We start from the raw sequence: 11,814 nt of genomic DNA, 5'->3' as shown, positions 1-11,814 counted from the left end.
GAGATCCAGCGTCTACGAAGTGACGAGATCCAGTGTCCACGATGTCACGAGATAACACACCAGATCGACACACACGCGCTACCCGAAACCCCGGCTAAACAGGCCGGTGATGCTTCCTCCATCTGTATTCGTGATGCTTCCTCCATCTGTATTCGTGATGCTTCCTCCATCTGTATTCGGAGATGGAGGGCATTGTGGTCAAACCGAAGAGCAAGGTCGTCAGGGTGCGGGTGGGAGGCCCGCTGGCGTCGCACCAGCCGGCGTTGGCGTCGATCCTGGCCGAGCGCGGTTACACCCCGTTGACGCGGGTGAACCACTTTCAGGTGATGGCGCATCTGAGCCAGTGGCTGGCCGTCCGGGGGTTCGGAGTGGCAGATCTCACCTCGGATCGAGTCGATGAGTATCTGACGCAGCGGCAAGCTGACGGGTATTCTGCGTTCTGCTCCCGCGGGAGCATACGGTCGCTGCTGGAGGTGCTGTGCTCGGCCGGGGCGCCTGTGACCGGACCGGATCCCGCACCAGTGTCGGCGGCGGACGAGCTCCTGGCCGGGTATGACCGGTTTCTTCGGCATGAGCGGGGACTGGTCGCATCCACCACGACCGCTTACGTGCTACGCGCGCGACGGTTCCTCGACGGATACGGGCACGGTGCCGTCTTGCACGGTTTGGATACTGCGGCGATCACTGCCGCGGTGCTGCGCGAGGCTGGGACGGGGTCGGCGGGGTCGGCGCAGTTCTTCGTGGTCGCGTTGCGGTCGTTCCTGAGGTACTGCCATCTGACGGGTCTGATCGGCACGGACATGTCGGGAGCGGCGCTGCCGGTGACCGGTCGGCGACGGTCGGTGTTGCCGCGGGGGCTCACCTCGAAGCAGGCGCGGGCACTGTTGTCAACGTGTGACCGGCGGACGGCACGCGGCCGCCGTGATTATGCGGTGATCGTGCTGCTGCTGCGGTTGGGGCTCCGGTCTCGGGAAGTCGCCGCGTTGCAGTTGGAGGACATCGACTGGCGCGCCGGTCAGATCGCGATCCACGGCAAGGGCCATCGCGAGGATCGCCTGCCGCTGCCAGCCGATGTCGGGCAAGCCATCGCCGGGTATCTGCGCCATGGCCGACCCAACGACGGGCCGTACCGCGACGTGTTCTTGCGGTCTCTCGCTCCACAACGGGGGTTGTCGCGGGAAGCGGTCGCGCTGATCGTGCGTCGAGCGGGTATCCGCGCCGGCCTGGGATCGTTCGGACCGCACCGGCTGCGGCACACGGTCGCCACCGACATGGTGGCAGCTGGGATCGGGTTGGGCCCGATCGGGCAGGTGCTTCGGCATTCTGACGCGTCGAGCACGAGCATCTACGCCCGCGTCGATATCGAACAGCTCCGCGCCATCGCCCGCCCCCTCCACGACGGGGGTGTCCGGTGAGTGCGCTGGGAGGTCACGTGACCGAGTATCTGCGGTTGCGTCGAGCATTGGGGTTCACCCTGGCCGACCCGGGACGGGTGCTGCCGCAGTTCGTCGCGTGGATGGAGGTGCGAGGCGGGGAGACGGTCACCGTCGAAGCAGCGCTGGAGTGGACACGGCTGACCGTGAACGCGTCGACGACGAGACTGTCGCAACGGCTGGGGGCGGTGCGAGGATTCGCCCGCTACCTGCATTCGATCGATCCAGCCACCGAGATTCCCCCGGCCGGGGTGTTCGGCAAGCCGGAACGCTTCGTGCCGCACATTTACACCGATGAGCAGCTGACCGCGCTGCTGGCCGCGACACGTCGTCTGGAGCCGGCGCTGCGAGCGGCGACCATCCATGCGTTGTTCGGGCTGCTGATCTCCACCGGGATGCGGATCGGCGAAGCGCTCAGGCTCACCGATGACGACGTCGATCTGGTCGGCGGGGTGCTCACCATCCGGCACGCGAAGTTCGACCGGGACCGGCTGGTGCCACTGCACCCGACCGTGACCGACATGCTCGGCGACTACGCCAGAGATCGTGACCGGCATCATGCGTCAGCGCGAGACGGAGCCTTCTTCGTTTCCGGCAGCGGCGCCGCGCTGGGTTACAACCACGTGCACGCTGGATTCCGGGTCCTGCTGGGCTGGACCGGGATCGTCACCGCCGCGGGAAACCAGCCCCGTGTTCATGATCTGCGCCACGCGTTTACGGTGAACACGCTGATCGGCTGGCAACGCGACGGGATCGACATCGGCGGGCGCCTGCCGGTGCTGTCGACATATCTGGGGCATGTCAGCCCGGCCAGCACCTACTGGTATCTCCAGGCCGTTCCCGAGCTGATGCGTCACGCCGCCGACCGGCTGGAAGTCCACGCCAAGATCGCGCCCGGAGTGGTGTCATGACCTCGTTCGCGCCGCTGCTGCAGGCGTTCTTCACCGACCGGCTCATCAGCCAGCGAGGCGCGTCGGGCAACACCATCCGCGCGTATCGGGACACGTTCCGGCTGCTGCTGACCTTCGCCGCCGCACGCACCGGGAAACGGCCCTCAGCGTTGGGGATCGACGATATCGACGCGCCGCTGGTGGCCGCGTTTCTGGAACACCTCGAGCACGACCGGCACAACCAGGTCCGCACCCGCAACCATCGACTCGCCGCGATCCATTCCCTGTTCTCCTACGCCGCGACCGGTCACCCCGAGCACGCCGCCACGATCCAGCGAGTCCTCACGATTCCGACGAAACGACGGCAACGGAACCTGGTCAGCTACCTCACTCCCGCCGAGATCGACGCTCTACTGGGAGCTTGCGACCGGAGCACCTGGACCGGGCGGCGTGACCACGCCATGCTGCTGCTGACCGCGCAGACCGGGCTGCGGATCTCGGAGCTGATCTCGCTGACCATCACCGACGTCACCCTCGGCGCCGCAGCGCACGTCCGGTGCGTGGGGAAGGGCCGCAAGCAACGCATCACCCCGATGACGGCACTCACCGCGGACACGCTGGCGACATGGCTTGCCGAACGCGGCGGGTGGGACCGCCACCGAGCCGCTCTTTCCCACCCGCACCGGCCGGCACCTCAGCCGCGACGCGATCGAGCACCGCATCAGCCGCTACCGTGATCTCGCCGCCCAGGTCTGCCCGTCGATGAAGACCAAGCACATCACGATGCACACGCTGCGTCACTCCGCCGCGATGCGGCTGCTGGAAGCCGGCGTCGACGTCACCGTGATCGCGCTCTGGCTCGGCCACGAACAACCCGCGACCACCGCGAACATCTACCTCCACGCCGACATGACCCAGAAAGAGCAAGCCATCGCACGCGTCGCCCCGCCGGGCACGACCCCGGGCCGCTACCAGCCGCCCGACCCGCTACTGGCGTTCCTCGAAGCCCTCTGATTATGCCGACCCCCGCCCCCACGGCCACAGCGATCTCACACCGACATCGGCATAATCCCCAGGTCGGCATAATCGACATTGTGCCGACGTCGGCACAACAGCGATAACGGTGGCGTGTTCAACCTGTCTCGTCAGGATGCGGTCGCAGCCCTGGAGCGGTTCCTCGCCGGCCATGGCTGTTTGGGAGTCTCGGGGCAGTTGGGTAGGCCTACGGACATAGGGGAAGAACGAGCGCTCACAACCGACGTTGCAGCGTTTCCTCGACGCGCACACACCAGAGACACTCGCACGGGTGCGTGAGCTGCTGGTGGAGTATCGGGAGTACTACAACCATCGCCGTCATCATCAGGCACTACTTGGGGAGATGGCGCCCGGGCAGGCGTGGGCGGCGGCCGAGCATCGCCCTTCGGATGGTGCCCCGATCCCGCAGACCGATCTCGAAGCTCGCGCGCTCGCGTATAAGGATCGTGCCGCAGCCAGCGCGCTGACCGGCAAGCCTGTGGGCCCGGTTTGGCAGGATCTGCGACTACGTCATCAGCACGAAGGGCACCCCGCTCCAGACCGGTGCCCGCTGGGTCGTCGAGCGCACGAACTCCTGGCACAACCGCGGCTTCCGCAGACTCCACATCTGCACCGAACGCCGCGTCCGCGTGATCGACGCGTTCATCGCCCTCGCCAACGCGATCATCATCACTCGCAGGCTCATCGCCGAAGCCTGGACACGCTACCGCTGGGACGGGCGCCCAACCCGACAACCCTGACCTATCCGCGCAATCTCCAAGTCGAGAAAATCGTCTCGCCCCGTGGGCAACGGAACGGCCTCACCGCCGTAGGCGGCTTCGATGCGGTCCTCGATCCCAGCGGCGAGGAGCGTGCTGCAGGTGCAGCCGTTCTTGCGGCGGCGGCCTGAGCAGGGTGAAGTACACGTAGCGGCTGCCTTGTCGCGGGGCCGCTCGATGATGAGCTTGTTACCGCACGCGCAGCCAGGTTTCGATGTCGACCAGGGGCGTGTGCGCGCCGTCGTAGGTGACGCTGACCCACGCACTGCACGCATGCGCCTAACACTCACGACGCTAGCGGCCCGGCATACGCACGCCGGGCTACGTCGATGTCTCGGGCGTGCTCACGCGTCCACCGCTCCAAGCCAGCGAAATGGGGGATCAGCGTCCGAGCCAGAGCAGTCGCCTCGTACACGACCCGGGGAGGCACCTCCCGGTGGTAAGTGCGGGTGATGAGACCGTCTCGCTCCAACTGACGCAGCCGCTGGGTGAGCACCTTCGGCGTGACGTCCGGGACACGGCGACGCAGCTCGGTGAACCGCATCGCCCCGGCGTGCAACAACGCCCACAGCACCTCGGTGGCCCACCTTCCGAAGATCACCGACACCATCGGCGAGATCGGACACGGGCCAGTCGTCGAGTTCACCTCCAGTGAGTCAGTCATGGCCCAATAGTATCCGCTTGGTATCTACTATCTCGTCACTCCTATCATGGTGATATGAGCATCCAGTCATCACCAGCCGAGAGATCCACCATGCGCCTTCACGATCTTCCACCCCGGGCGGGGGATCGCCCCCGCACCACGTCGTCCGCGCCGCACACGCAGCTCGATCAGAACGCCCCGACCGATCTGCAGGACCGGTTGCGCGAGCACGCCCTGTCGCTGCCCGGCGTACGCTCAGGCCGTAGCAAGGTGTCGGTTCCCGGCGCGATCGCCTTCTTCCTCGACCAACCCACGCGCACCCCGGACCTTCCCGACCTGTTCAACGGGGAGTGGGGACACATCCACCCCGCCCATGACGGCAGCCTCCACCTCAATGTGCCCACCCCAGTGGCCGAGAAGCTGATCGAGCTGGGATGGGCGGAGTACCACTACGTCGTGACCCAGGGCTGGGCCCCACCCGTCGTGATCATGCTCTACGGCCCCCGCGACGAGAAAGAACTCGACATCGCCAAAGCGATCGTCGAGACCGCCTACGTCGCGGCCGGTGGTGAACAGCACGCCGCAGACGGCCAAGAGTTGAGCGCCTTCCACCGGAGCGCATTCGGCACGCTCTCCTGAGCATCGCCACAGCCGTGCCCTGCGGCTTCCTGGCATCAACGAGGGCGCAGTGGTCTCGTTGGTACATGCCCTGGCCTTGCGCTCCCGTGTTCGCGGCGCGTCCCGAGCGGGTCGGGCCCTGCCGGCTTCTCGATGAAGACGACTTCGTCGAGTCCGAACACTCCGATAGTCGGCGTTCGGCGGCGCGCTCGGAGCGGCATAGGCCCTCACACAGGCCGAATGGACGACTACGTCGCGAGCTCGATCACCGGCCGCCTCGACTCGTGCAACTCGATGCTTGAACTGGGCAGCCGGCTGTTGTCCTGCGCCGGTAGTTCGTTGGAGTAGTCGTCTGAGGGAGTTGGGGATCTGCTCGGCGGGCATGGTCCAGACGAAGGGCTTCGGGTTCTGGTTCCATCCATTGGCCCATGAGCGCATGTCGTTTTCCAGTGCCCGGACGCTGCGGTGGTCGGAGCGTTGCAGCAGATCGGCGGTGACGTACGCGAAGTCTGTCGCCGGCCGTCGCCGCAGCGCTCAGCGAGGCTGGTTCGAGGTCGTCCACGTGCGCGAGGTCGGTCTCGTCACGGCCTCCGATGTCGACATCTCGGCGTTCGCGGTCGAGTCGGCTGCGGTTGTGATCTCTGCCGACACCGACTTCGCCACACTCCTCGCGTCGAGCGGTGGAGTGGCCCCGTCGCTTGTGCTCCTTCGCTCGGCCGATCATCTGTCGCCGGCCGAGCAGGCCGCGATCCTGATCGCCAACCTTCCGGCGATCGAAGCGGAGCTGGTGGAGGGTTCGGTGGTCGCGATCGTGCGGGAGCATGTTCGGGTTCGGCGGCTGCCGCTGCGGTAGCGGGCCGGCTTGCAGTCGGCGACTCCGAGATGTACCTGCTTCGGACGTGCCACTGAAGACCGTGGCGACGCGAGTCCACTCAACCCAGAGTGACGCCGCTGACGGCGACCATGCCGCCCAGCGCGACGATGAGGATCGACGCGACGATGCCGATGATCTCGGTGGCCCGGGCGCTCAGCGACCGACCGAACAGCGAGCCGACGGTCGCGAGCACGAACTGCCACGCGAGCGAGGACGCCCCGACCGCGACCACGAAGACGACCGGTCCGATAGGCCAGGTGCTGTGGGTCGTGATCGCTCCGGCGAGGGCGACGAAGTACAAGAGCGTCAACGGATTGATCGCCGTGAGGCCGACGAATCTCAGGAACGCCGCGAACGGATCCGTCGGCTCAGCAGCCGCTGCCTGCGCCGTCCGTCGCCGCACGGCCATCACGAGCAGCCGCACGCCGATCGCGAGGATCACCAGGCCGGAGACGATGAGGAACGCACCGCGATGAGATTCGACGAGCGGCGCGAAGGTCGCGCCGACGAGGGCCGCGACGGCGCAGTACGCCGTGTCGACGATCGCCACCCCGGTGGCCGCCGACGCCGCGACGCGGAAGCCGTTGACGAGTCCCTCGCGCAGGAGGAGCGCGCCGATCGCACCCAGGGGCATGGCGACACCGAGACCGGCGACGACCCCGGCTCCGGCGGACAGGAGGATCTCAACGAGCACACGTCGAGTCTCGCGGACGCGCCCGTGGCACACCGCGATCCGTGTTGTTCAACTTCTAGAATGGGCAGCATGGACGCAATCGACGAGCAGATTCTCGGTCTGCTGCGGGAGGATGCTCGCCGATCGTTCAGCGACCTCGGGCGTCGGGTCGGCCTCAGCACGAACGCGACCGCAGCGCGGGTGCGGCGCATGGAGGAGGACGGCATCATTCTCGGCTACACGGTACTCACGGGCGGCGCGGCCCTCGGACCGCGGGGCGGACTCGAGGTGTTCATCGACGTTCGCCTCGACAGCGAGACCGACTATGACGACTTCACGGCCGCCATCGAGCCCATGGATCAGATCGTCGAGGCGATCCACCTGACCGGGCCGTTCGACTACCTGCTCCGCGCCTACGCCCCCGACACGGGCGACCTGGACGCGTTGCTGCGGCGACTCAAGAGAGACTGCGGCGCGGCGCAGACGCAGACGCGGGTCGCCCTGCGGCCGACCAGTGTTCCCGCGGCATCCCGCCGAGCCGGCTGAGCCGCCGGCTTCATTTCGCGGCCGGCCGGCCGGGTCGGCGTGGGTCGTGGGCGGTGCGGAGTCCGGCAGTGCGGAGTCGCGCTACGCGTTGGCGGTGCGATACCGCTCCTGCACCGTCGCCGGGATCCGCCCGCGCGCCGGCACGTTGATGCCGTTCGCCTCGGCCCAGGCGCGGATCTCCTTCGAGGGGGCGGTCGTCACGGCGCCGCGGCGACCACCTCGCCCGGGCGCCCTGCGTGCCGCGTCGACGTACGGCTGCAGCGCCGCGCGGAACGCGGCCGCGTTGTCCGCGGAGAGGTCGATCTCGTAGCTCGTGCCGTCGATCGTGAACGCGACGGTCTCGTCTGCGTCGGTGCCGTCTATGTCGTCCACCAGAGTGACAACGGTCTTCGTGGCCAATGCCGCGTTCCTCTCGTCGTTGAGTCCGGTCTTGGCTGAAGCATAACGGTCGAGCCGACGGATCGACCGGACGCTCGACGATCGAGTTCCCGGTGGGCGATCCGGTGGCGCCGAGGTGCTCCGTCGATTTCGCTTCCACACCGCACGTCACGCCGGGGTCACCTGCCGGCGGTCGGGATCCCCCTCGGGGATCGGCGCCTCGCCCACGGCCGTGATCGCGGTGAGCGTCGGGTGTCCTGTCGCGAGGATGGCCGCGTCGCTCCGCGGATCGAGTTCTCCCTCGAGGTCGGCGACCGTGAGCCGCACCTCGCCTTCGCCGTGCTCGGCCGCGGTGGTGTGCACGATGCCGAACGCGGCGAGCGTCGCCGCCCCTGGCATCAGGTCGCCGGCACCCGCGTGGTTCGGGACGTTGAGGTTCAGCACCGTACCGCGCGCGCTCTCGAGGAGCATGCGCAGGATGCGGCGCGAGCGCCCTCCGGGAGCCGCCCGGGTGGCCCGTCCGACCGGGCATAGGGTGGAGGGGATGTCGCAGCCCCCGCCCACGGAGGAGATCCACCTCGATCCCGCGAAGCGCTGGCGCGCCTTCTGGGTGTGCGTCGCGGTCGCCGCGCTCACGATCCTCGACCTCACCAAGGTCAACGTGGCGCTCCCGTCGATCCAGGACGCGTTCGACTCCAGCTCGACGGAACTGCAGCTCATCGTCGTCGGCTACGTGCTCGCCTTCGGGCTCACGCTCGTGCCGGCCGGCCGCATCGGCGACCAGTGGTCACGGCGCGCGCTCTTCGTGATCGGGCTCACGCTCTTCACCCTGACGAGCCTCGCGTGCGCGCTGGCGCCGAACTCGGGCGTGCTGCTCGTCGCGCGGCTGCTGCAGGGGGTGGCGGCCGGCATCCAGATGCCGCAGGTCATCGGCCTCATCCAACAGCTCTTCCAGGGCCCCGAGCGCGGCCGTGCGTTCGGACTGTTCGGCGCGACGATCGGCATCTCGACGGCCTTCGGCCCCACGCTGGGCGGCCTCGCCATCGCCATCGGGGGGCCGGTCGACGGGTGGCGCGGCATCTTCTGGATGAACGTTCCGCTGTCGCTCGCCGCGATCGGCCTGGCCATCTGGCTCCTGCCCGACGCCCGACGGCGCTCGGCACGCAAGCTCGCGCTCGACCCGGTCGGGATCCTCCTCTTCGGCGCCACCGTGGTCGCCCTCATGTGGCCGTTCCTGTTCACCACGGGCTCGCCCGACGACAACCCGGCGAGGTGGTGGCTCCTCGTCGCCTTCCTCATCGCCGTCACGGCGTTCGTCGCCTGGGAGCGCCACTACGCGGCATCCGGGGGCCATCCGCTCGTCCCGCTCGCGCTCTTCGGCGTGGGCACGTATCGCAACGGCACGCTGCTCATCAGCTCGTACTTCGCAGCGCTCCCGGCGATGTTCCTGCTCACCACCCTCTACCTCCAGCACGGGCTCGGGCTGGCGCCGGTGTACGCCGGCATGGTGGGTATCGGCTTTGCGCTCATGAGCGCCGTCGGGTCGTGGCTCGGCGGACGCCTCGTGAACCGCCTGGGGCGCCCGCTCGTGGTCTGGGGGATCGTCGCGGTGCTCGCCTGTGTCGGACTGCTCGTGCTGGCCGCGCTCGCGACGCCGCCGGGGATCACGCCGTGGGCCATGGCTGCGGCGATGACGATCGGCGGCATGGGTGGCGGGCTCGTGATCGCCCCGAACCAGACGCTCACCCTCGCCGACATCCCGGTCAGGCAGGGGGGACTCGCGGGCTCGGTGAACCAGCTCAGCCAGCGGATCGGCACGGCCGTCGGCACGGCGGTGGGCCTGTCGCTGTTCTACTCCACGATCTACCGCGAGAACGGCTCGGCGGAGTCGGCCGACCTCACCGTGTACCACGACGCGTACGGCTTCGGCATGGTCGCGGTCGCGATCTTCCTCGCGATCGCGTTCGCGGTCGGCGTGGCCGACCTCGGGGCACGCCGCCGCAAGCGGCATCCGCTCGGCTGAGCGGCCTCTCCGCTGCCGATGCGCCGCTGGTCACCGGATCGCGAGGATGCGGGCGGGAAGTACTGTACGTACTTCCGGCGCTCGTCGGCGTTCGCCATGCGCTCGAGCGCGGCGGCCAGCTCTGCGGCATCCGTCATTCCGTGATCCGTCATCCCGTTGATCCCCCCAAGCCCGCCCGGGCTCAGCGTACGACGGCCGCGCCCTCGACGGTGGCCGTGTCCGAGAATGCGAGTCGCGGGACGAACGCGAGGAGCACCGCGGCGAGCGCCGCCGTGAGGCCGCAGACGAGCCACACCGTGACGTAGCCGGCGAAGGAGCCGGCCGTTCCCGTCGTCGCCTCGCCCGCCGCGCCGAGCAGCGCGAGGCCGAACACGCACGAGGCGATCGCTCCGCCGACGGTCTTCACCGAATTCGTCAGCCCGGTCGCGACACCCGTCTGGTGCGGCGGTGCTGCCGCGGCCGCTGCGGCCGGCAGCGCGGCGACGAGCGCGCCCGAGCCGATGCCGGCGATGATCATGTTCGTGAGCACCTGCGCGTAGTCCTCGTGCAACGGCAGGAAGAGGAGGTAGCCGATCGCGACGAGGGAGCTCGCCCCGATGAGGGTGATCCGGGGAGACACCCAGCGGGTCACGAGGGGGAAGAGCATCGCGCCGACGACGAGTGAGAGCACGTACGAGCCGACGAGGAGGGAGGTCTGGAAGCTCGACGCGCCGAGCCCGTACCCGTACACCGAGGCATCCGTTCGCGCGAAGGTCGACAGCGGCGCCTGCGCGCCGAGCACGCTCACGCCGAAGAGTCCCGCGGTGAGGAACACCGGCCAGAGCGCGGGCGAACGGAACATGCGCACGTCGATGAGCGGGTCGGGGTGCCGCAACTCATGACGAGCGAACGGGATCACGAGGAGCGCGCCCAGCGCCACGAGCGCCCACGAGAGGAGGTCGGCGGGGCCGTTCAGGCGCATGAAGCTGAGGCCGCCCGTGAGCGAGACGAGAGCCAGCGAGATGAGCACGAGCCCCGTGGTGTCGAGCGTGCCGCCGGTGAGGTCGGGCGACTCCCGCACGCCGAACATCACGACGAAGAAGCACGCCGCGACGGCCACCGCCGGAACGAGCAGCAGCACCGTCATGGGCAGGAGTTCGGCGAGCGCTCCCGCCGACAGGGCGCCGGCGATGGCGCCGAGCTCGAGGGCGGCGACGAGCAGGCCCGCGGCCTTGCGCGTCATGGCGGCCGGCCGCTCTGCCGAACGGCTGCGGGACCACACGAGCGCGATCTCGAGCGGCAGCCACACGACGTAGAAGCCCTGCAACGCCCACGCGACGAGGAACACCCAGAACTGGTCCGTGAAGGCGAGGGCGATCGAGGCGACCGCGGTCACGCCCGTCGACCACACGAGCATGCGCTTGTGCCCGACCATGTCTCCGAGCTTCGCGAATGCCGGCACCACGAGGGCCGAGAGCATGAGCTGCGCGCCCTCGAGCCAGTTCACGTCGGCGTCGTGGATGCCGAGGTGGCGCGCGATGTCGGTGAGGAGGGGGGTGTAGTAGCCCTGGATGATCCCGCTCGTGAACTCGACGAACGCGAGGAAGCCGACGATCGCGGCGACCGGTCCGAGTTTCGCCGTGCGCGTCATCGAGGCTCCTTCGGTATGGGTGTAGACACCTTAGCGGGCACCGAGTAGCGGGTGCGGAAGGGGCACGCGACTCGTCCTCCACAGGAGGCGCGTGAGGTGTATCACTCACAGGGAAAGTCCCGGTCACGGGGATGTTCTGCGGTCGCTCGGGGTGTCGGGCGTGGGAGGGGGCATTGCCGGCGTCCGGGGCGCGGCCCGGTGATGCGCAGTGGGTTTCCCCTCGTATCGTGGAGACATCGCTTAAGTAGGAGGAGCGATGAGCAGGTATCGGAAGTTCGATGAAGACTTCAGACAGGGTGCGGTGCGGATCGTC

General features: G+C 68.5%; 13 protein-coding genes and 2 pseudogenes. 10 read left to right on the top strand and 5 right to left on the bottom strand.

From position 1 onward, the window contains the following. Positions 1–182: 182 nt before the first annotated feature. From IEX31_RS17665 to IEX31_RS17650, 6 genes and pseudogenes are all read left to right on the top strand, one after another. The gene (locus tag IEX31_RS17665; RefSeq protein WP_188744711.1) at positions 183–1,415 is read left to right on the top strand and encodes a tyrosine-type recombinase/integrase; all 1,233 of its coding nucleotides are present in this window, start codon (positions 183–185) and stop codon (positions 1,413–1,415) included. Positions 1,416–1,432: 17 nt separating this feature from the next. Then, entirely contained in the window at positions 1,433–2,344 is a 912-nt protein-coding gene (locus tag IEX31_RS17660; RefSeq protein ID WP_188744710.1) for a tyrosine-type recombinase/integrase, read from the top strand. Beyond that, on the top strand, positions 2,341–3,060 hold the full coding sequence (locus tag IEX31_RS17655; RefSeq protein ID WP_268237014.1) for a tyrosine-type recombinase/integrase: 720 nt from the start codon (positions 2,341–2,343) through the stop codon (positions 3,058–3,060). The genes IEX31_RS17660 and IEX31_RS17655 overlap by 4 nt, the downstream gene beginning before the upstream one ends. Further along, positions 2,954–3,337, top strand: coding sequence for a tyrosine-type recombinase/integrase (locus IEX31_RS19355; RefSeq protein WP_268237013.1), 384 nt, complete (start codon positions 2,954–2,956; stop codon positions 3,335–3,337). Before IEX31_RS17655 ends, IEX31_RS19355 begins: the two co-directional genes overlap by 107 nt. A 232-nt stretch (positions 3,338–3,569) precedes the next feature. Continuing rightward, a pseudogene (locus IEX31_RS19700) lies at positions 3,570–3,680 on the top strand (hypothetical protein); the annotation flags it as partial. A gap of 178 nt (positions 3,681–3,858) precedes the next feature. Further along, a pseudogene (locus IEX31_RS17650) lies at positions 3,859–4,098 on the top strand (IS5/IS1182 family transposase); the annotation flags it as partial. A 304-nt stretch (positions 4,099–4,402) separates the two neighbouring features. Here IEX31_RS17650 and IEX31_RS17645 read toward each other — a convergent pair. After that, positions 4,403–4,780, bottom strand: coding sequence for a winged helix-turn-helix transcriptional regulator (locus IEX31_RS17645; protein ID WP_188744709.1), 378 nt, complete (start codon positions 4,778–4,780; stop codon positions 4,403–4,405). Between the two features lie 54 nt (positions 4,781–4,834). Between IEX31_RS17645 and IEX31_RS17640 the strand changes: the two genes are divergently transcribed. Next, positions 4,835–5,398 (top strand): luciferase domain-containing protein, encoded by a 564-nt coding sequence (locus IEX31_RS17640; RefSeq protein ID WP_188744708.1) that lies wholly within the window; start codon positions 4,835–4,837, stop codon positions 5,396–5,398. A gap of 277 nt (positions 5,399–5,675) precedes the next feature. Continuing rightward, positions 5,676–6,230, top strand: a complete 555-nt coding sequence (locus IEX31_RS19145) for a DUF5615 family PIN-like protein (RefSeq protein ID WP_229662475.1) — start codon at positions 5,676–5,678, stop codon at positions 6,228–6,230. 79 nt (positions 6,231–6,309) lie between these two features. Here the strand turns inward: IEX31_RS19145 and IEX31_RS17630 are convergent, their stop codons facing one another. Continuing rightward, positions 6,310–6,945, bottom strand: a complete 636-nt coding sequence (locus tag IEX31_RS17630; RefSeq protein ID WP_188744707.1) for a LysE family transporter — start codon at positions 6,943–6,945, stop codon at positions 6,310–6,312. A 69-nt stretch (positions 6,946–7,014) separates the two neighbouring features. On the opposite strand from IEX31_RS17630, the gene IEX31_RS17625 reads away from it, so the two are divergent. Next, complete coding sequence (locus IEX31_RS17625; protein WP_188744706.1) at positions 7,015–7,470, top strand: Lrp/AsnC family transcriptional regulator; 456 nt, start codon at positions 7,015–7,017, stop codon at positions 7,468–7,470. Positions 7,471–7,551: 81 nt separating this feature from the next. Here the strand turns inward: IEX31_RS17625 and IEX31_RS17620 are convergent, their stop codons facing one another. Continuing rightward, positions 7,552–7,869, bottom strand: a complete 318-nt coding sequence (locus IEX31_RS17620; RefSeq protein WP_188744705.1) for a histone-like nucleoid-structuring protein Lsr2 — start codon at positions 7,867–7,869, stop codon at positions 7,552–7,554. 147 nt (positions 7,870–8,016) lie between these two features. Next, positions 8,017–8,319 carry a hypothetical protein gene (locus tag IEX31_RS17615; RefSeq protein WP_188744704.1) on the bottom strand — a complete coding sequence of 101 codons (303 nt, stop codon included), beginning with the start codon at positions 8,317–8,319 and terminating at the stop codon, positions 8,017–8,019. Positions 8,320–8,392: 73 nt separating this feature from the next. Between IEX31_RS17615 and IEX31_RS17610 the strand changes: the two genes are divergently transcribed. After that, positions 8,393–9,871 carry an MFS transporter gene (locus tag IEX31_RS17610; protein WP_188744703.1) on the top strand — a complete coding sequence of 493 codons (1,479 nt, stop codon included), beginning with the start codon at positions 8,393–8,395 and terminating at the stop codon, positions 9,869–9,871. Between the two features lie 181 nt (positions 9,872–10,052). Here the strand turns inward: IEX31_RS17610 and IEX31_RS17605 are convergent, their stop codons facing one another. Further along, positions 10,053–11,501 carry an MFS transporter gene (locus IEX31_RS17605; RefSeq protein ID WP_188744702.1) on the bottom strand — a complete coding sequence of 483 codons (1,449 nt, stop codon included), beginning with the start codon at positions 11,499–11,501 and terminating at the stop codon, positions 10,053–10,055. Positions 11,502–11,814: the final 313 nt, after the last annotated feature.

It is taken from the genome of Agromyces bauzanensis (genome assembly GCF_014645655.1).
Lineage (GTDB): Bacteria > Actinomycetota > Actinomycetes > Actinomycetales > Microbacteriaceae > Agromyces > Agromyces bauzanensis.
This window is presented reverse-complemented; position numbering and strand designations above follow the sequence as displayed.

Bases quoted from the DNA above. Each gene is read 5' to 3' on its own strand.
- IEX31_RS17665 (WP_188744711.1), top strand. From the start codon at position 183: ATGGAGGGCATTGTGGTCAAACCGAAGAGCAAGGTCGTCAGGGTGCGG.
- IEX31_RS17655 (WP_268237014.1), top strand. From the start codon at position 2,341: ATGACCTCGTTCGCGCCGCTGCTGCAGGCGTTCTTCACCGACCGGCTC.
- IEX31_RS17645 (WP_188744709.1), bottom strand. From the start codon at position 4,780: ATGACTGACTCACTGGAGGTGAACTCGACGACTGGCCCGTGTCCGATC.
- IEX31_RS17640 (WP_188744708.1), top strand. From the start codon at position 4,835: ATGAGCATCCAGTCATCACCAGCCGAGAGATCCACCATGCGCCTTCAC.
- IEX31_RS17625 (WP_188744706.1), top strand. From the start codon at position 7,015: ATGGACGCAATCGACGAGCAGATTCTCGGTCTGCTGCGGGAGGATGCT.
- IEX31_RS17615 (WP_188744704.1), bottom strand. From the start codon at position 8,319: ATGCTCCTCGAGAGCGCGCGCGGTACGGTGCTGAACCTCAACGTCCCG.
- IEX31_RS17610 (WP_188744703.1), top strand. From the start codon at position 8,393: ATGTCGCAGCCCCCGCCCACGGAGGAGATCCACCTCGATCCCGCGAAG.
- IEX31_RS17605 (WP_188744702.1), bottom strand. From the start codon at position 11,501: ATGACGCGCACGGCGAAACTCGGACCGGTCGCCGCGATCGTCGGCTTC.